This is a genomic window from Actinomadura sp. NEAU-AAG7 (assembly GCF_018603865.1).
GTDB lineage: Bacteria > Actinomycetota > Actinomycetes > Streptosporangiales > Streptosporangiaceae > Spirillospora > Spirillospora litoris.
This window is the reverse complement of the sequence record NZ_JAHFZY010000007.1, coordinates 66,466-86,410: the sequence shown is the minus strand read 5'-3', so window position 1 is coordinate 86,410 and position 19,945 is coordinate 66,466. Positions and strand designations below refer to the sequence as shown.

The 19,945-nt window shown below is 75.4% G+C and carries 1 protein-coding gene (cut by a window edge); it reads left to right on the top strand.

The window, feature by feature from the left end:
- On the top strand, positions 1–19,945 hold the 3' portion of the coding sequence (locus KLI87_RS29945) for a non-ribosomal peptide synthase/polyketide synthase (RefSeq protein ID WP_214619717.1). It extends 11,351 nt beyond the left edge of the window; 19,945 of the gene's 31,296 nt are visible here — the last part of the coding sequence; its start codon lies off the left edge, out of view; it ends in the stop codon at positions 19,943–19,945.

The following is a 19,945-nucleotide window of genomic DNA, read 5'->3' as shown; positions in this document are numbered from 1 at the left end:
GGACGCGGAGCGGGCCGCCGCGCCGTCGCCCGCCCACCCCGCCTACATGATCTTCACCTCGGGCTCGACCGGCCGTCCCAAGGGCGTGGTGGTGACCCACACCGGTGTGGCGAGCCTCGTCGCGACGCAGGTCCGGCGGTTCGAGGTGGGCGCGGGCAGCCGCGTGCTCCAGTTCGCCTCGCCCGGGTTCGACGCGGCGACCTGGGAGCTGGTGATGGCGCTGTGCTCGGGCGCGGCGCTGGTGGTGGCGCCCGCCGAGGACATGCTGCCCGGCGCCGGCCTCGCCGGGGTCGCGGCGCGGCACCGCGTGACGCACCTGACGGTGCCGCCCGCGGCGCTGGCCGTGATGGAGCCGGACGACCTCGCGTCCGTCACCACGCTGGTGTCGGCGGGCGAGGCGCTCGGCGGCGAGCTGGTGGAGCGCTGGTCGCGCGGCCGCCGGTTCGTCAACGCCTACGGGCCGTCCGAGACGACGGTGTGCGCGACGATGTCGGACCCGCTCGCCCCGGGCGACGACCGGCCGGGGATCGGCGGGCCGATCACCGACACGCGCGTCTACGTCCTGGACGGCGCGCTGCGGCCGGTCCCCGTCGGCGTGGCCGGTGAGCTGTACGTCGCGGGCGCCGGGCTGGCGCGCGGGTACGCCGGGCGCCCCGGCCTGACGGCGGAGCGGTTCGTGGCGAACCCGTTCGGCGGGGGCGACCGCCTCTACCGGACGGGCGACCGGGTGCTGTGGACGGCGTCCGGCGGCCTGGAGTTCGCGGGCCGGACCGACGACCAGGTGAAGATCCGCGGCTTCCGGATCGAGCCCGCCGAGGTGCGGACGGTGGTCGCCGGGCACCCCGGCGTCGCCCAGGCGGCGGTGGTCGCCCGCGAGGACGTCCCGGGCGACCGGCGCCTGGTCGCCTATGTCGTGCCCTCCGGCGAGGACGAGGCGCTCCCGGCACGGATCCAGGAGCACGTCGGCGAGCGCATGCCCGACTACATGGTCCCCTCGGCGGTCGTCGTCCTGGAGGCGCTGCCGTTCACGACGAACGGCAAGCTCGACCGCAAGGCGCTGCCCGCTCCGGAGTACGCGGCCCGTAGCACGGGCCGTGCGGCCTCCGGGCCGCGCGAGGAGCTCCTGTGCGGCGCGTTCGCCGAGGTCCTCGGCGTCCCCGAGGTCGGGGTCGACGACGACTTCTTCGCGATGGGCGGGCACTCGCTGCTGGCCGTCCGGCTCGTCAGCCGGATCCGCGCCGTCCTGGACGTGGAGGTGCCGCTGCGCGTGCTGTTCGACGCGCCGACCGTGGCGCGGCTCGCCGAACGCCTCGACGGCACCGCCCCGGCCCGGACGGCGCTCACCGCCGCCGACCGGCCCGCCCGCGTGCCGCTGTCGTTCGCGCAGCGGCGGCTGTGGTTCGTCGGCCAGGTCGAGGGCCCGAGCGCGACCTACAACGTCCCCGTCGCGCTGCGCCTGTCCGGTGACGTGGACGCGGGCGCGCTGGACGCGGCGTTCCGGGACGTCATCGGGCGGCACGAGGTGCTGCGGACCGTGTTCCCGACCACCGGCGGCGACCCGTACCAGCACGTCCTGGAACTCGATGACCTCTCCTGGGGGCTCACGGTCGCGGACGTGGTGCCCGGCGACCTGGACGGCGCGGTCGCCGAGGCCGCCGGGCACGTGTTCGACCTGGAGTCCGAGCCGCCGATCCGCGCGTGGCTGTTCACGGCCGGTCCGGACGAGCACGTCCTCGTGGTCGTCTTCCACCACATCGCGGGGGACGGCTGGTCCACCGGGCCGCTCGCCCGGGACCTCTCGTCCGCCTACACCGCGCGCATCCTCGGGCGTGCCCCGGTGTGGAAGGCGCTGCCCGTCCAGTACGCCGACTACGCCCTGCGCCAGCGGGAACTGCTCGGCGACGAGAACGACCCCGCGAGCGTCATCTCCGGCCAGGTCGCCTACTGGCGGGACGCCCTCGCGGGCGCGCCCGAGGAACTGGACCTGCCGACCGACCGTCCCCGCCCGGCCGCCGCCTCCCACCGCGGGCACCGGGTGCCGATCGAGATCCCCGCCGACGTCCACGCCCGGTTGCTGGAGACGGCGCGCGCTGAAGGCGTCACCACCTACATGGTCGTGCAGGCCGCGCTCGCGGTCCTGCTCTCGCGGCTGGGCGCCGGCACCGACATCCCGATCGGCTCCGCGACCGCCGGGCGCACCGACGAGGCGCTGGACGACCTGGTCGGGTTCTTCGTCAACACCCTCGTCGTCCGCACCGACCTGTCCGGGAACCCCGGGTTCCGCGACGTCCTCGCCCGCGTCCGCGACGCCGGCCTCGCCGGTCTCGCCCACCAGGACGTGCCGTTCGAGAAGCTCGTGGAGGAGCTGTCCCCGGCCCGGTCGATGGCCCGGCACCCGCTGTTCCAGGTCATGCTCACCTGGCAGAACAACGCCGAGGCCGTCGTCGACCTGCCCGGCCTGCGGGCCGAGCCGATGGCGGCGGGCACCTCCCCGGCCCGGTTCGACCTGGACGTCGTCCTGGGTGAGGACTTCGCGGCCGACGGCGCCCCGGGAGGGGTGCGCGGCTCGCTGATCGCGGCGGCGGACCTGTTCGAGGTCGAGTCGGCGACGCGGTTCGCCGAGCGCCTGACGCGCGTCCTCGACCTGCTCGTCACCGACCCCCGCACCCGTCTCGCGGCCGTCCCCGTGCTCGCGGAGGACGAGCTGCGGGAGGTTCTCGCGGGCGGGACCGGGGTGGCGGACGAGGTCCCGCATGGGTCGGTGGTGGAGTGGTTCGAGGCGCAGGCGGCGCGTTCTCCCGCTGCCGTCGCGGTGGTGGCGGGCGAGCGGTCGGTGACGTTCGCGGAGTTGGATGCTCGGGCCGGTTGTTTGGCGCGGTTGTTGGTCGGGCGTGGTGTGGGTGTCGGTTCGCTGGTCGCGGTGGTGGTGGAGCGGTCGGTGGATCTGGTGGTGTCGTTGCTGGCGGTGTTGAAGGCCGGTGGCGCGTATGTGCCGGTGGATCCGGAGTATCCGGCGGAGCGTATTGGTTTCGTGCTGGCGGACGCTTCGCCGGTGTGCGTACTGGCTTCGGCCGCCACGGTCGGGGTTCTGCCGACGGATGTCGCCGATGTGCTGGTCGTGGAGGATCTCGACCTTGCCGGGCAGCCGTTGGAGCGCCGTGCGTCCGTCGAAGCGGATGATTCGGCGTATGTGATTCATACGTCGGGGTCGACGGGGCGTCCGAAGGGTGTGGTGGTCGGTCACGGCGCCTTGGTGAACCATCTGTGGGCGATGGGTGAGCGGGTGCCGCTGGGCCCGGAGGATCGGCTTGTCGCGGTGACGACGGTGTCGTTCGACATCGCGGCGTTGGAGTTGTTCCTGCCGCTGGTCTCGGGTGCGCGCGTCGTGTTGGCCGACCGGGAAACCGTGGCCGAGCCCCGGGCTCTGGCTGAGTTGGTGCGGGGTAGTGGCGGGACGGTGATGCAGGCGGTGCCGTCGTTGTGGCGGGCGTTGCTGGACGTGGAGGGCTGGCCTGCCGAGGTGCGTGTTCTGGTGGGTGGCGAGGCGCTCCCGCAGGAACTGGCGACTCGGATGCACGCGCTTGGTCTGGATGCGGTGAACGTGTACGGGCCGACCGAGGCGACGATCTGGGCGACGTCGGCCCCGGTCGATGCGGGCCCGGTGTCGATCGGCCGCCCCTTCGCCAACACATCGGCGTTCGTGCTCGATGAGTTCCTTCAGCCGGTCGCTCCCGGTGTGACGGGTGAGCTGTATCTGGCCGGGGCTCAGTTGGCGCGCGGTTATCTCGGCCGTCCGGAGTTGACGGCGGAGCGTTTTGTGGCGTGCCCGTTCGTTCCGTCGGCTCGGATGTATCGGACGGGGGATCTGGCGCGCTGGCGCGGCGATGGAACCCTGGAATGCCTGGGCCGTACCGACGACCAGGTGAAGGTGCGCGGCTTCCGGATCGAGCTGGGTGAGGTCGAGGCCGCGCTGGAGCGTCTCGGGGGAGTGGCACGCGCGGCGGCCACCGTTCACGACGGCCGCTTGGCCGGGTATGTCGTGGCCGATTCGGATTCTGTGCCGGACCTGGCCGAGCTTCGAGTTCAGGTATCCCAGATCCTTCCCGGTTACATGGTGCCGTCGGTGTTCATGGTGCTGGACGCGCTGCCTTTGACGGCCAACGGAAAGCTGGACCGCAAGGCCCTTCCCGCTCCGGATCAGACAGGTGACACCTCTGGGAGAGCGCCGTCCAACGCCCGCGAGGAGATCCTGTGCGCGGTGTTCGCCGAGGTTCTCGGGCTCGACGGGGTCGGTGTCGATGACGACTTCTTCGCGCTCGGCGGCCATTCGCTGCTCGCGGTGCGGCTCGTGGAAAGGCTGCGCGGCCACGGCATTCAGGTGCCGGTGCGGGCGCTGTTCGAGTCGTCCACTCCGGCGGGCCTCGCCGCCGTGGCGGGTACCGAGGCGTTCGCCGTTCCGGAACTGCCGCCCGTGGAACTCTCGGCCGCGGAACTCGACCGCATCGTCGCCACGGTCGAGGGCGGCGCGCCGAACGTCGCCGACATCTATCCCCTCGCCCCGCTCCAGGAAGGGCTGCTGTTCCACCACCTCCTCGCCGACGGCGGTGACGACGCCTACGTCATGCCGACCGTCCTGGAATTCGACTCCCGCGACCTGCTCGACGCGTTCACCGAGGCGCTGCAGCACGTGGTCGACCGGCACGACATCCTCCGGACCTCGATCGTCTGGGAGGGCCTGCGCGAGCCGGTGCAGGTGGTCGCGCGCCGCGCCGTCCTGCCCGTCGAGGAGGTGGCCCTGGACCCCGCAGGCGCCGATCCGGTGGCCGGCCTCGTGGCGGCGGTCGGCACCTCGATGGACCTGGGACGCGCCCCGCTGATCAGCGTCCACACCGCCCCCGACGGCGACCGGTGGCTCGCGCTGATCCGCGCGCACCACATGGTCCAGGACCACACCGCGCTGGACGTCCTGCTCGGGGAGGTGCGGGCGTTCGTCGAGGGACGCGCCGGATGGCTGCCCACCCCGCCGCCGTTCCGCGAGTTCGTCGCACGGGCGCGGGCCGGGGCCGGTGCCGAGGAGCACGAGCGGTACTTCACCGGGCTGCTCGGCGACGTCGATGAGCCCACGGCTCCGTTCGGGCTGCTGGACGTGCGCGGCGAAGGCGAGGGCGCCGCGCATGCGGTCGTCCCCTTCGAGGCGGAGTTGAGCACGCGGCTGCGCGAGGTCTCTCGACGGCTGGGCAGCAGCGTGGCGACCGTGATGCACGTGGCGTGGGCACGTGCCCTCGCCGCCGTGTCGGGACGTGACGACGTCGTGTTCGGGACGGTCCTGTCCGGCCGGATGGGCGCCGGGGCGGGCGCCGACCGGATGCCGGGGCCGTTCATCAACACCCTGCCCGTCCGGGTCCGGACCGGCGGACCGGACGTACGGGCCGCCGTCACCGCGATGCGTGAGCAGCTCGCGGCACTGATGGTGCACGAGCACGCTCCGCTGTCCCTCGCGCAGCGGGCCGGCGCCGTGCCCGGCGACTCGCCCCTCTTCACCGCCCTGTTCAACTACCGTCACAACACCGAGACCAAGGACATCGCGGGCGTCCGGACGGTGTTCAGCCGCGAGCGCTCCAACTACCCCCTCGCCGTCTCCGTGGACGACGACGGAACCGACATCGCGCTGGCCGTCGACGCGGTGGCGCCGGTCGCCCCGCACGCCGTGGCCGCGCTGGTCCGAACCGCGACGCACGGCCTGGTGGCCGCGCTCGAAGCGGCCCTGGACGGCGGCGCCCCCGCCCTCCTGGACGCCGTGGACGTCCTGGACGCGGACGACGCGCACCGCCTCCTCGTCGAGTGGAACGACACGGCGTCCGACGTCCCGCCCGCGACGGTGCCGGAGCTGTTCGAGGCCCAGGCCGCCCGCACCCCCGACGCGGTCGCGGTCGTGTTCGAGGACGAACGGCTCACCTATGCCGAACTGGACGCGCGCGCCAATCGGCTGGCGCGGTTCCTCGTCGGTCGCGGCGCGGGCCCCGAGGCGTCGGTGGGCGTCTGCCTTGAGCGCGGCGCCGACCTGCTGCCCGCGCTCCTCGCCGTGCTGAAGGCGGGCGCCGCGTACCTGCCGATCGACCCCGACTACCCGGCGGAGCGCATCGCGCACATGCTCGCCGACGCCGCCCCGGCGGTGGTGCTGACGTCCGCGCACACCGCCGAGCAGGTCGCGGCGACCGCGACGATCGTCCTGGACGACCCGGACACCGCCGGGGCCCTCGCGGCGCTGCCGGCCACGCCGCTCGGCCCGGACGAGCGCACGCTCGCGTCCCCGCTGAACCCCGCCTACGTGATCTACACCTCGGGTTCGACGGGACGGCCCAAGGGCGTGGTCGTGCCGCACGCCGGGCTCACCAACCTGTTCGGCTTCTCGCGGGCGGGCGCGTTCGCGCGGGACGGGCGGCGGCTGCGCGTGGCGCTCACGTGGTCGCTGTCGTTCGACGCCGCGTGGGAGTTCCTGCTGTGGATGGTGGCGGGCCATGAGCTGCACGTCATCGCCGACGACGTGCGCCGCGACACGCCCGCGCTGATGGGCCACATCGCCGCGCACGGCATCGAGGGGGTGAGCGTCACCCCGTCCCAGGCCGAGCGGATGGTGGAGGAGGGGCTGCTGGACGATCCGGCGCTCCGCCCGAAGGTGCTGCTGCTCGGCGGCGAGGCGGTCGGCGCCGAGCTGTGGGAGCGGATCGGCCGGTCGGAGGGGACCCTCGGCCTCAACCTGTACGGGCCGACCGAGTGCACCGTGCACGTGCTGGCCTGCGAGGTCGCCGAGAGCCCCCGCCCGCTGGTGGGACGTCCGCTGGCGAACACCCGCGCCTACGTGCTGGACCGGTCGCTGCGTCCGGTGCCCGCGGGCGTCGCGGGCGAGCTGTACGTCAGCGGCGCGGGTCTCGCGCGCGGCTATGCCGGCCGCGCCGGGCTGACCGCCGAGCGGTTCACGGCGTGCCCGTTCGAGCCCGGCGCCCGCATGTACCGCACGGGCGACCTGGTGCGCTGGGACGCCGACGGGCGCCTGGAGTTCCTCGGCCGCGCCGACGACCAGGTGAAGGTCCGCGGATTCCGGATCGAGCCCGGCGAGGTCGAGGCCGCGGTGGCCGCGCATCCGGGTGTGTCGCGTGTGTCGGTGGTCGTGCGCGAGGACGTTCCGGGCGACCGGCGCCTCGTCGCCTACGTCGTCCCCGCCGGCGGGCAGGACGCCGGGGCGCTGCCGGAGTCGGTGCGGGAGTCCGTCCGTCGGCGGCTGCCCGACTTCATGGTGCCCTCGGCCGTCGTGGCGCTGGACGCCCTGCCGCTGACCCCGAACGGCAAGCTCGACCGGGCGGCCCTGCCCGTCCCCCGCTACGCGGCGGGCGCGGGGCGCGCGCCGTCCACGGTCAGGGAGCAGCTGCTCTGCGGGGTGTTCGCGGAGGTCCTCGGCCTGGAGCGGGCCGGGGTCGACGACGACTTCTTCGCGCTGGGCGGCCACTCGCTGCTGGCGACCCGGCTGATCAGCCGGGTGCGGACCGTCCTCGGCGTCGAGGTGCCGCTGCGGACGCTGTTCCGGGCCCCCACCCCCGCCGGGCTGGCGGCGCTGCTCGGCGACGCCCCGGCGGCGCGGGCGGCGCTCGGCGCGGCGGAGCGCCCGGAAACCGTTCCGCTGTCGTTCGCGCAGCGGCGGCTGTGGTTCATCGGCCAGCTCGACGGTGCCGACTCCACCTACAACATCCCGATCGCGCTGCGCCTGTCCGGCGCCGTGGACCGGGGCGCGCTCACGCTGGCGCTGCGGGACGTGATCGGGCGCCACGAGGTGCTGCGGACCCGCATCGGCGTCCTGGACGGCGAGCCGTTCCAGCGCGTCGCGGACCTCGCCGACCTGGACTGGGCGCCGACGGTCGCCGAGGTGGCGCCGGACCGGCTGGCGGGCGCCGTCGCGGAGGCGGCCGGGCGGCCGTTCGACCCGGCGTCGGAGATCCCGATCAGGGCGTGGCTGTTCGAGACCGCGCCGGACGAGCGGACGCTCGTCGTCGTGGTGCACCACATCGCGGGTGACGGCTGGTCGATGGAACCGCTCGCCCGCGACCTCTCGACCGCCTACGCGGCCCGCGTCGAGGGGCGGGAGCCGGAGTGGGAGCCGCTGCCCGTCCAGTACGCGGACTACGCGTTGTGGCAGCGGGAGCTGCTGGGCGACGAGAGCGACCCGGACAGCGTGATGTCGCGCCAGGTCGCCTACTGGCGGGACGCGTTGGCGGGATCGCCCGAGGAGCTGGCGCTGCCCTTCGACCGCCCGCGCCCGGCGGTGTCGTCCCATCGCGGGCACGAGGTGCCGGTGGAGGTCCCGGCGGACGTTCACGCGCGCCTCGCGGACGTCGCGCGGACCGAGGCCGTCACCACCTACATGGTCGTGCAGGCCGCGCTGGTGATGCTGCTGTCGCGGCTCGGCGCGGGCACCGACGTGCCGACCGGCGCCGCCAACGCGGGCCGCACCGACGACGCGCTCGACGACCTGGTCGGGTTCTTCATCAACACGCTCGTGGTCCGGGCCGACCTGTCGGGCGACCCGACGTTCCGCGAGGTGCTCGCCCGGGTCCGGGAGACGAGCCTCGCCGCCCTCGAACACCAGGACGTGCCGTTCGAGCGGCTGGTGGAGGAGCTGTCCCCGGCGCGGTCGCTCTCCCGGCACCCGCTGTTCCAGGTGATGCTGAAGGTCCAGAACAACGCCGAGCCGGTGCTGGACCTGCCGGGCGTCCGCGTCTCCGGGACGAAGGCGCGGACCTCGGCCGCCAAGTTCGATCTCGACTGGACCCTCGCCGAGACCTTCGACGAGGGCGGGGCCCCGGCGGGCCTGCGCGGCGGCCTGGTCGCGGCGGCCGACCTGTTCGACCCCGGCACGGCCGAGGGGATCGTCCGCCGGTGGGTGCGGGTGCTGGGCCTGCTGGTCGCCGCGCCGGAGACGCGGCTGAGCGCGCTGGAGGTCCTGGACGAGGGCGAGCGGCGGCTCGTCCTGGCCGAGTGGAACGACACCGCCCGCGAGGTCGGGGCCGCGTCGCTGCCGGAGCTGTTCGAGGCGCAGGTGGCGCGGACGCCGGACGCCACGGCGCTGGTCTTCGGGGGTGTCGCGCTGACGTTCGCGGAGGTGGAGGAGCGCGCGAACCGCGTGGCGCGGCTGCTGGTCGGCCGGGGGGTCGGGCCCGAGTCGCGGGTCGGGGTGTGCCTGGAGCGCGGCGCCGAGCTGGTCGTGGCGATCCTCGGTGTGCTGAAGGCGGGCGGCGCCTACGTGCCGCTCGACCCGGAGTACCCGGCCGACCGCATCGCCTACATGATCGAGGACGCCGCGCCCGTCACCGTCCTCACGACCGCGTCGGCGGGGGCGGCGCTGCCCGGGAAGGCGGCGCGGCTCGTCCTGGACGATCCCGGGACGGTGGCGGAGTTGGCGGCGCTGGACGGGAGCGCGCTGAGCGGCCACGCCCGCCCGCTGCCCGCCCACCCCGCCTACGTGATCTACACCTCGGGGTCGACGGGACGGCCGAAGGGCGTGGTGGTCGAGCACCGCGCGATCACCGGGCTGTGCGAGCAGCACCGCACGGCGGTGTACGGGCCGATGGCGGCCCGCGCCGGCGGCGGGCGGCTGCGGGTCGCGCTGACGACGTCGGTGTCGTTCGACGCGTCCTGGAACCAGCTCGCCGCCCTGTTCACCGGCCACGAACTCCACGTGATCGACGCCGCGACCTGGGGCGACGCGGGCGCGCTGGCCCGCCGCCTGGTCGAGGGGCGCATCGACTTCGCCGAGGTGACCCCGTCCTACCTGCGGCTCCTCGTGGACGAGGGCCTGTTCGAGGGCGCCGGCTGGCGGCCGCTCGGCGTCGGCGTCGGCGGCGAGGCCGTCGCGCCGGAGCTGTGGACGCGGCTGCGGTCGCTGGAGGGCACCGACGGGCTCAACCTCTACGGGCCGACCGAGACGACGGTGGTCGCGGCCGTGGCCCGGACGTCGATGTCGGCCGCCCCCGTCATCGGCGTCCCGGTCGCGGGCGCCCGCGTCTACGTGCTGGACGAGCGGCTCCGCCCGGTCCCGGTGGGCGTGCCGGGCGAGCTGTACGTCGCGGGCACGGGCGTCGCGCGCGGCTACGCGAACCGTCCGGGCCTGACGGCCGAGCGCTTCGTGGCGTCCCCGTTCGACCCGGGCGCCCGCGTGTACCGCAGCGGCGACCGCGTCCGCTGGACGGCCGCCGGGCACCTGGAGTTCCTCGGCCGGGCCGACGACCAGGTCAAGATCCGCGGGTTCCGGGTGGAGCCCGGCGAGGTCCAGGCCGTGATCGCCGCGCACCCGGCGGTGGGGCAGGCGGTCGTGGCCGTCCGCGAGGACGTCCCCGGCGACCGGCGTCTGATCGGCTACGTCGTGCCGTCCGCCGCCGTCGCCGATCTTCCCGCGGACGTGCGCGGGTTCGTGGCGGAGCGGCTGCCGGACTACATGATCCCCTCCGCCGTGGTGGTGCTGGAGGCGCTGCCGCTGACCGCGGGCGGCAAGCTCGACCGCGCCGCGCTCCCCGAGCCCGAGTACGCCGGGGCCGCCGCCGCGCGCGGCCCGGCGACCGTCCGCGAGGAGATCGTCTGCGCCGCGTTCGCCGAGGTCCTCGGCGTCGAGACGGTCGGCGTCGACGACGACTTCTTCCAGCTCGGCGGGCAGTCGCTGCTGGCGATCCGGCTGGTGGCGCTGCTGCGCTCGCGCGGCGTCTCCGTCCCGGTGCGGGCGTTCTTCCAGGCCCCGACGCCCGCCGGCCTCGCCGCCGCCCTGGACGCCGGGCGCCCGCAGGCCCCGCCGAACCTCATCCCGCCGGACGCGACCGAGATCACGCCGGAGATGCTGCCGCTCGCCGACCTGGACGCCGCCGAGGTCGGACGGGTCGTCGCGACCGTCGCGGGCGGCGCGCCGAACGTCGCCGACATCTACCCGCTCGCGCCGCTCCAGGAGGGGCTCCTCTTCCACCACCTGCTGGTGGACGGCGGCGACGACGCCTACGTGCTGCCGACCGTGCTGGAGTTCGACACCCGCGCCCGGCTCGACGCGTTCGTGGACGCGCTCCAGCACGTCATCGACCGGCACGACATCTTCCGCACGTCCATCGTGTGGGAGGGCGTGCGGGAGCCGGTGCAGGTCGTGTGGCGCCGCGCCGCGCTGCCCGTCCGGGAGATCGTCCTCGACCCGGGCGGGCCCGGACAGGTGGAGCAGCTCCTCGCCGCCGCCGGACTGGCGATGGACCTGCGCCGCGCGCCGCTGATGGACCTCCACATCGCGGCCGCCCCCGGCGGGCGGTGGGTGGCGCTCGTCCGCGCCCACCACGCCGTCCGCGACCACACCGCGCTGGAGATCCTCTTCGAGGAGGTCCAGGCGTTCCTCGCCGGACGCGGCGACCGGCTCCCCGCGCCGCTGCCGTTCCGCGACTTCGTCGCGCAGGCCCGGAGCGGCGTCGACCGCGCCGAACACGAACGCCACTTCGCCGAGCTGCTCGGCGACGTCGACGAGACGACCGCCCCGTTCGACCAGGTCGACGTGCGGGGCGACGGCGGCGCGCTGGTCCGCGAGCTCGTTCCCGTCGAACCGGACCTGCACGCCCGGCTGCTGGAGGTCGCGCGCGGCCTCGGCGCGAGCCCCGCGACGCTGATGCACGTGGCGTGGGCGCGCGTGCTCGCGGCCGTGTCGAGCCGCGACGACGTCGTCTTCGGCACCGTCCTGTTCGGCCGGATGAACGCGGGCGCCGGAGCCGACCGCGTCCCCGGCCCGTTCATGAACACGCTGCCGGTGCGGATGCGCACGGGCGAGGTCGGCGTCCTGGACGCGGTGTCGGCGATGCGCGGGCAGCTCGCCGGGCTCCTGGAGCACGAGCACGCCCCGCTCGCCGTCGCGCAGCGCGCCAGCGGCGTCGCGGGCGACACCCCGCTGTTCACGTCCCTGCTCAACTACCGCCACAACACCGCGCTGGCCTCGTCCGGCGAGACCGGCGGGCGGCTGGAGGGCGTCACGCTCCTGTACTCCGAGGAGCGCGACAACTTCCCGCTGTCGGTCTCGGTCGACGACGAGGGCGACCGGATCCGGCTCGCCGTCGACGCCGTCCCGCCGATCGACCCGCGCGCGGTCGGCTCGCTTCTGCACACCGCCGTCCGGAACCTCGTCGCCGCGCTGGAGAAGGGCCGGAACGTCCCGCTCGGCGCCATCGGTGTGCTGGACGAGGATGAGCGCGGTCGGGTCCTGGTGGAGTGGAACGACACGGGCGCCGAGGTGCCGCCGGTGTCGGTGGTGGGGCTGTTCGAGGCGCAGGTGGTGGCGCGCCCGGACGCGGCCGCCCTGGTCGACGGCGACGTGCGGCTGACGTATGCGGAGCTGGACGGCCGCGCGAACCGGTTGGCGCGGTTGCTGATCGGGCGTGGCGTGGGCCGGGAGTCGGTGGTGGCCCCGGTGCTGGGGCGGGGCGCCGATCTGGTCGTGGCGATGCTGGCCGTGCTGAAGGCCGGCGGCGCGTACCTGTGCGTGGACCCGGGCTTCCCGGGTGAGCGGGTCGCGGCGATGTTCGCCGAGGAGCGCCCGGTGCTGGTGCTGGCCTCTTCCGGCACCCTCGCCTCGGTCCCCGACACCGACATCCCGGTGACCGTGCTGGACGATCCGGAGACCGAGCGGGCGCTCGACGGGGTGTCGGCCGAGCCGCTGGGCGAGGGCGAGCGGTCGCCGGTGCTGCCGGACCAGCTGCTGTACGTGACGTACACGTCCGGTTCCACCGGCCGTCCGAAGGCGGTCGGCGTGTCGGACGGTGGGTTCGCGAACACGGTCGCGGCGCTGGACCGGTTCGGTGCCGGTCCGGGGTCGCGGGTGGCGCAGTTCTCGTCGGTGACGTTCGACATCCTGTGCCTGGAATGGTCGATGGCGCTGACCAACGGCGGGACGCTGGTGGTCGTTCCCGACGAGCGGCGGCTCGGGGACGCGCTGGCGGAGTTCATCGCCGAGCAGGAGATCACGCATCTCACGGTGCCGCCGTCGGTGCTCGCCGGTGTCGCCGCGGACGCCGTTCCCGCCGATGTGGTGATCGAGGTCGGGAGCGAGCCGTGCCCGCCGGAGCTGATCGAGCGGTGGGCGCCGGGCCGGAAGCTGCTCAACACCTACGGTCAGACCGAGACCACGGCCGATGCCGTGGTGTGGCGGGCGGCGGCGGGCCGGCCGGATGTGCCGATCGGCTCGCCGATCCGCAACACCCGCGTCTACGTGCTGGACGAGCGCCTGTCGCCGGTTCCGGTCGGGGTCGCGGGCGAGGTGTACATCGCCGGTGCGGGCGTCTCGCGCGGCTACCTGAACCGGCCCGCGCTGACGGCCGAACGGTTCGTGTCCGACCCCTTCGGGGGTCCGGGCGAGCGGATGTACCGGACGGGTGACCGGGTCCGCTGGACCCCGGACGGCCTGCTGGTGTTCGCGGGACGCGCGGACGACCAGGTCAAGATCCGCGGGTTCCGGATCGAGCCGGGCGATGTCCGGTCCGCGGTGGCGGCGCATCCGGGTGCGCGGCAGGCCGCGATCCTCGTCCGCGAGGACACCCCCGGTGAGAAGCGCCTGGTCGCCTACGTCGTGCCCGCCGGGGCCGCGGGCGAGGACCTGCCGGCGGCGGTTCGGGCCTTCGTCGGTGAGCGGCTGCCGGACTACATGGTGCCGTCGGCCGTCGTCGTCATGGACGCCCTGCCGCTGACCGTGAACGGCAAGCTCGACCGGCGGGCGCTGCCCGCGCCGGTCTACGCCTCCGGCGCGGGACGGGGAGCGAACACCCTCCAGGAGGAGATCCTCTGCGGCGTCTTCGCGCAGGTCCTGGGCCTGGACGGCATCGGGGTCGAGGACGACTTCTTCGAGCTCGGCGGGCACTCGCTGCTGGCCACCCGGCTGATCAGCCGCGTCCGGACCGTCCTCGGCGTGGAGGTCCCGCTCAGGACGCTGTTCGACGCGCCGACCGTCGCGGGGCTCGCCGCCCGGCTGGCCGCGAACGGCGCCGGCGCTGCGCGGACGCCGCTCACCCGGAGGGAGCGCCCCGAGCGGATCCCGCTGTCGTTCGCGCAGCAGCGGCTCTGGTTCATCGGGCAGCTCGAAGGGCCCAGCGCCACCTACAACGTCCCGGTCGCGCTGCGGCTGTCCGGCCAGGTGGACCAGGAGGCGCTGGCGCTCGCGCTCCGGGACGTCCTGGACCGCCACGAGGTGCTGCGCACGCGGCTGACCGTGGTGGACGGCGTGCCCTACCAGCAGGTCCTCGACCTCGCGGACCTGGACTGGGAGCTGGAGGCCGCCGGTGCCCCGGCCGACCTCGACGCGGCCGTGGACGAGGTGATCCGCTACCCGTTCGACCTGTCGGAGGAGGTGCCGATCCGCGCGTGGCTGTTCGAGGAGGGTGAGCGGGAGCGGGTCCTCGTCGTCGTCCTGCACCACATCGCGAGCGACGGCTGGTCGCCCCGGCCGCTGGCGATGGACCTGTCGGCCGCCTACGCGGCGCGCCGCGAGGGGCGGGCGCCGGAGTGGGAGCCGCTGCCCGTCCAGTACGCCGACTACGCGCTGTGGCAGCGGGAGCTGCTCGGCGACGAGAACGACCCGGGCAGCCTGATCTCCCGGCAGGTCGCCTACTGGCGGGATGCGCTGGCGGGCGCGCCCGAGGAGCTGAGCCTGCCGGCCGACCACCGGCGCCCGCCGGTGGCCGGGTACCGGGGGCACCGGGCGCCGGTCGAGGTCCCCGCCGGGGTGCACGCGCGGCTGCGGGAGATCGCGCGCGAGGAGAACGTCACGACGTTCATGGTGCTCCAGGCCGCGCTGGCGATGCTGCTGTCGCGGCTCGGCGCGGGCACCGACGTCCCGATCGGCTCGCCCAACGCCGGGCGGTCCGACGAGGCCCTGGACGACCTGGTCGGGTTCTTCATCAACACGCTCGTCGTCCGGACGGACCTGTCGGGCGACCCGACGTTCCGCGAGGTCCTCGCGCGGGTCAGGGAGCGCGGCCTGGCGGCGTTCACGCACCAGGACGTCCCGTTCGAGAAGCTGGTGGAGGAGCTGTCGCCGAGCCGGTCGATGGCCCGGCACGCGCTGTTCCAGGTGATGCTGACCCTCCAGAACAACGCGGACGCCGACCTCGACCTGCCGGGCCTGCGCGTCACGGCGCTGCCGCTCGGCGCGGCCACCGCGAAGTTCGACCTCGACGTCCTCGTCGGGGAGGTGTTCGACGCGGGCGGCGCGCCCGCCGGGGTGCGCGGCTCGGTGATCGCGGCGGCGGACCTGTTCGAGCCGCGCACCGCCGACGCGCTGGCCGAGCGGCTCGTCCGGACGCTGGAGCGGCTCGCGGACGCGCCCGACCTGCGCCTCAGCGGCCTGGACGCGTTCGGCGCGGGCGAGCGCGACCGGATGCTGACCGCGTGGAACGACACGGCGGTGGACGTGCCGCGGGCGACGGTTCCCGAGCTGTTCGCGGCGCGGGTGGCGGCGGACCCCGGCGCGGCGGCGGTCGTCGCCGGTGGCGCCGCGACGTCCTACGCGGAGCTGGACGCGCGCTCCGACCGCCTCGCCCGGGTCCTGGCCGACCGGGGCGTCGGCCCCGAGACGACGGTCGGGGTCTGCCTGGAGCGCGGCGCCGACCTGCTGGTGGCGCTGCTGGGCGTGCTGAAGGCCGGGGGCGCGTACGTGCCGATCGACCCGGAGTACCCGGCGGACCGCGTCGCCTACATGATCGAGGACTCGGCTCCGGCGGCGGTGCTGGTGTCGGCGGGAACGGCGGGCCTGCTCCCGTCTCCGGCGCTCGGCCTCACGGTCGACGCACCCGAGCCGGACGAGTGGCCCGAAATCCCCTCGCCCAGGCCCGAGCACCCCGCGTACGTGGTGTACACGTCGGGGTCCACCGGCCGCCCGAAGGGCGTGCAGGTGTCGCACGCGGGCGTGGCGAGCCTGGTCGCCGGGCACGTCCGGGACCTGGGCGTCGGCCCCGGGTCCAGGGTCGGCCAGTTCGCGTCGGTGGGCTTCGACACCTTCGGGTGGGAGTGGCTGATGGCGCTCATGACCGGCGCGACGCTGGTGGTGATCCCGCCCGAGCGGCGCCTCGGCGACGCGCTGCCGAGGATGCTCGCGGAGCAGCGCGTCACGCATGTGACGCTGCCGCCCGCCGTCCTCGCGACGCTGGAGGACGGGGCGATCGGCCCGGACACGACGCTGGTCGTCGCGGGGGAGGCGTGCCCGCCGGAGCTGATGGCGCGGTGGGCGCGCGGCCGGAGGATGTTCAACTCCTACGGCCCGACCGAGACCACGGTCGACGCGACCCTGTGGCGGTGCGACCCGGACGCGGCGGAGACCGCGATCGGCCGCCCGGTCGCCAACACGCGCGTGTACGTGCTGGACGAGCGGCTCGCGCCCGTCCCGGCCGGTGTCGCCGGGGAGCTGTACGTGGCGGGCGCCGGGCTGGCGCGCGGCTACCTCGGCCGGGCGGCGCTGACGGCGGAGCGGTTCGTCGCGAACCCGTTCGGCGCGGGCGGGCGCCTCTACCGGACGGGCGACCGGGCGCGCTGGACCACCGGCGGCGACCTCGTGTTCGCGGGCCGCGCCGACGACCAGGTGAAGATCCGGGGCGTCCGGGTCGAGCCGGGCGAGGTCGGCGCGGTCGTGGCCGAGCACCCGGCGGTCGCGCGGTCGGCGGTGGTGGTCCGCGAGGACGTCCCCGGCGACCGGCGCCTGATCGCCTACGTCGTGCCCGGCGCGGACGCGGGCCGTCCGGCGGACCTGCCCGCGTCGGTGCTGGAGTTCACGGCTGCGCGCCTGCCGGAGTACATGGTGCCCTCGGCGGTCGTGGTGCTGGACGAGCTGCCGCTCACGGTGAACGGCAAGCTGGACCGCGACGCGCTGCCCGCGCCGTCGGCCGCGGGCGGGCCGCCCGCCGGGCGGGGGCCCTCCGATGTCCGAGAGGAGATCCTGTGCGCGGTGTTCGCACAGGTCCTGGATGTGGAACGGGTCGGCGCGGACGACGACTTCTTCGCGCTCGGCGGGCACTCGCTGCTGGCCGTGCGGCTGGCGAGCCGGGTCCGGGCCGTGCTGGGCGTCGAGCTGGACATCCGCGTCGTGTTCGAGGAGCCGACCCCGGCGGGCCTGGCCGCGCGGCTGACCGGCGGCGCCGCGACGTCCCGCGCGCCGCTCGCGGCGGCACCGCGCCCCGAGCGGGTCCCGCTGTCGTTCGCGCAGCGGCGGCTCTGGTTCATCGAGCAGCTGGAGGGGCCGAGCACCACCTACACGATGCCGGTGGCGCTGCGGCTGTCCGGCGAGGTGGACGAGGGGGCGCTCGGCGCGGCGTTCCGCGACGTGATCGCGCGGCACGAGGCGCTGCGGACGGTGTTCGGCGCGGCGGACGGCGAACCCTTCCAGCGCGTCCTCGCGCCGGGCGATGTGCGGTGGGACCTCGCGGTGTCCCGGGTGCCCGAGGCGGACCTGCCGGCCGCGGTCGCCGAGGCCGCCGGGCACGTGTTCGACCTGGCCGCCGAGGTCCCGATCCGCGCGTGGCTGCTGGAGGCCGCGCCGGACGAGCGGGTGCTGGTGATCATCGTCCACCACATCGCGAGCGACGGCTGGTCGACCGGGCTGCTCGCCCGGGACCTGTCCGCCGCGTACGCGGCGCGGCGCGGCGGGCGCGCCCCGGCCTTCGAGGCGCTGCCCGTCCAGTACGCCGACTACGCGCTCTGGCAGCGCGACCTGCTCGGCGACGAGGACGACCCGGAGAGCGTGATCTCGCGGCAGATCGCGTACTGGCGCGGCGCGCTGGCGGGCGCGCCCGAGGAGCTGGCGCTCCCGGCGGACCGTCCGCGCCCGCACGCCGCGTCCTACCGGGGGCACACCGTCCCGCTGGACGTCCCGGCGGAGGCGCACGCGCGGCTCGTCGAGGTCGCGCGGGCCGAGGGCGTGACCACGTTCATGGTCCTCCAGGCCGCGCTGGCGGTGCTGCTGTCGCGGCTGGGCGCGGGCACCGACGTGCCGATCGGGTCCGACAACGCGGGGCGCACCGACGTCGCGCTCGACGACCTGGTCGGGTTCTTCGTCAACACGCTGGTGCTGCGCACCGACCTGTCCGGCGACCCGACGTTCCGGGACGTGCTGCGCCGCGTCCGCGAGACGAGCCTCGCCGCGATCGGGAACCAGGACCTGCCGTTCGAGCGGCTGGTGGAGAAGCTGTCCCCGGCGCGGTCGCGGTCCCGGCACCCGCTGTTCCAGGTGATGCTGACGTTGCAGAACAACGCGCGCGCCGTGGCGGAGCTGCCGGGCGTGCGGGTCGCGCCGGTGCCGACCGGCACGTCGGTGGCGCTGTTCGACCTGGACCTGTCCGTCGAGGAGGTGTTCGGCGCGGACGGCGCGCCCGCCGGGGTGCGCGGCGCCGTGACCGCCGCCGCCGACCTGTTCGACGCGGCGTCGGTCACCGCGCTCGCCGAGCGGTTCGGCCGCGTGCTGGCGCGGCTGGTCGCGGCGCCGGAGACGCGGCTGGGCGAGGTGGAGATCCTCGGCGAGGACGAGCGCACGCGCCTCCTCGTCGAATGGAACGCCGCGGACGCGCCGGACGAAGCGCGGTCGGTGCCCGAGCTGTTCGCGGCCCAGGCCGCGCGGACCCCGGACGCGGTCGCCGTCGAATCCGCCGCCGGCGCCCTCTCCTACGCCGAGCTGGACGCGCGGTCGGACCGCCTCGCCCGGCTGCTCGCGGACCGCGGCGCGGGCCCCGAGACCGCGGTCGGGGTGCGGCTGGAGCGCGGCGCCGACCTGGTCGTCGCGCTGCTGGCGGTGCTCAAGACCGGCGCCGCCCTCCTGCCGCTCGGCACGGCGCGGACCGCCGCGCCGGACGCGGCGCCCGCCATCGTCGTGACGCCGGAGACGGTGGCGAGCCTCACCGCGCCCGACCCCGGCGCGCTGAGCCTTGACGGATCGCCGCTCGACCACCTCGCCTGCGTCCTCGACGAGGAGGGCGTCATGGTCACCCACGCCGGGCTGGCCCGCATGGCGGTCGCCCGCGCCCGGGAACTGGAGATCGGGCCCGGTGCGCGGGTCGCGCCGGCGGACGGCGCCCTCGCCCGCGAAGCGACGGCGGCGCTGCTGGCGGGCGCGACGCTGGCGCTGTCCGCGCCGCAGGCCCCCGCCCCGGACACCGCCGGGCCCGCGCTCGGCGGGTCGGCCGTGTACGTGCTCGACGCGGCGCTGCGTCCCGTCCCGCCGGGCGTGGTGGGCGACCTGTACGTGGGAGGCACGGGCCTGGCGCGCGGCTACGCGGGCCGTCCCGGCGCGACGGCCGAGCGGTTCGTCGCGAGCCCCTTCGGCGCGGGCGAGCGGCTCCACCGGACGGGTGGCCGCGCCCGCTGGACCACCGCCGGACGGCTCGTCCGGGTCACGGACCCGGCCCCGGAACGGGCCGGTGCCGGCCGCGCGGCCCTCGACCGGCGGCTCGTCGCCTACGTGGTGCCCGCGCCCGGCGCCGTCGTCGACCCGGCGGAACTGCGCGCGTACCTTCGCGCGCACCTGCCCGAGTCGATGGTCCCGGCCGCGCTGATGACGCTCGCCGAGCTGCCGCTCACCGCGAACGGGAAGGTCGACGCCGCGAACCTCCCGGCGCCCGACCCCGCCGCGCGGGCGGGCGGCGGCCGCCCGCCCGCCGACGAGCGCGAGGAGCGGCTCTGCGCGCTGTTCGCCGAGGTGCTCGGGCTGCCCGAGGTCGGCGTGGACGACGACTTCTTCGCGCTCGGCGGGCACTCGCTGCTCGCCACCGTCCTGCAGAGCAGGATCCTCGCCTCGATGGGCGTCGAGGTGCAGCTGCGGACGCTGTTCGACGCCCCGACGGTCGCCTCGTTCGCGGCCCGGCTCGGAGAGCGGCCGGCCTCGTCGCGCCCGGCGCTGCGGCGGATGCGGGACCGCTGA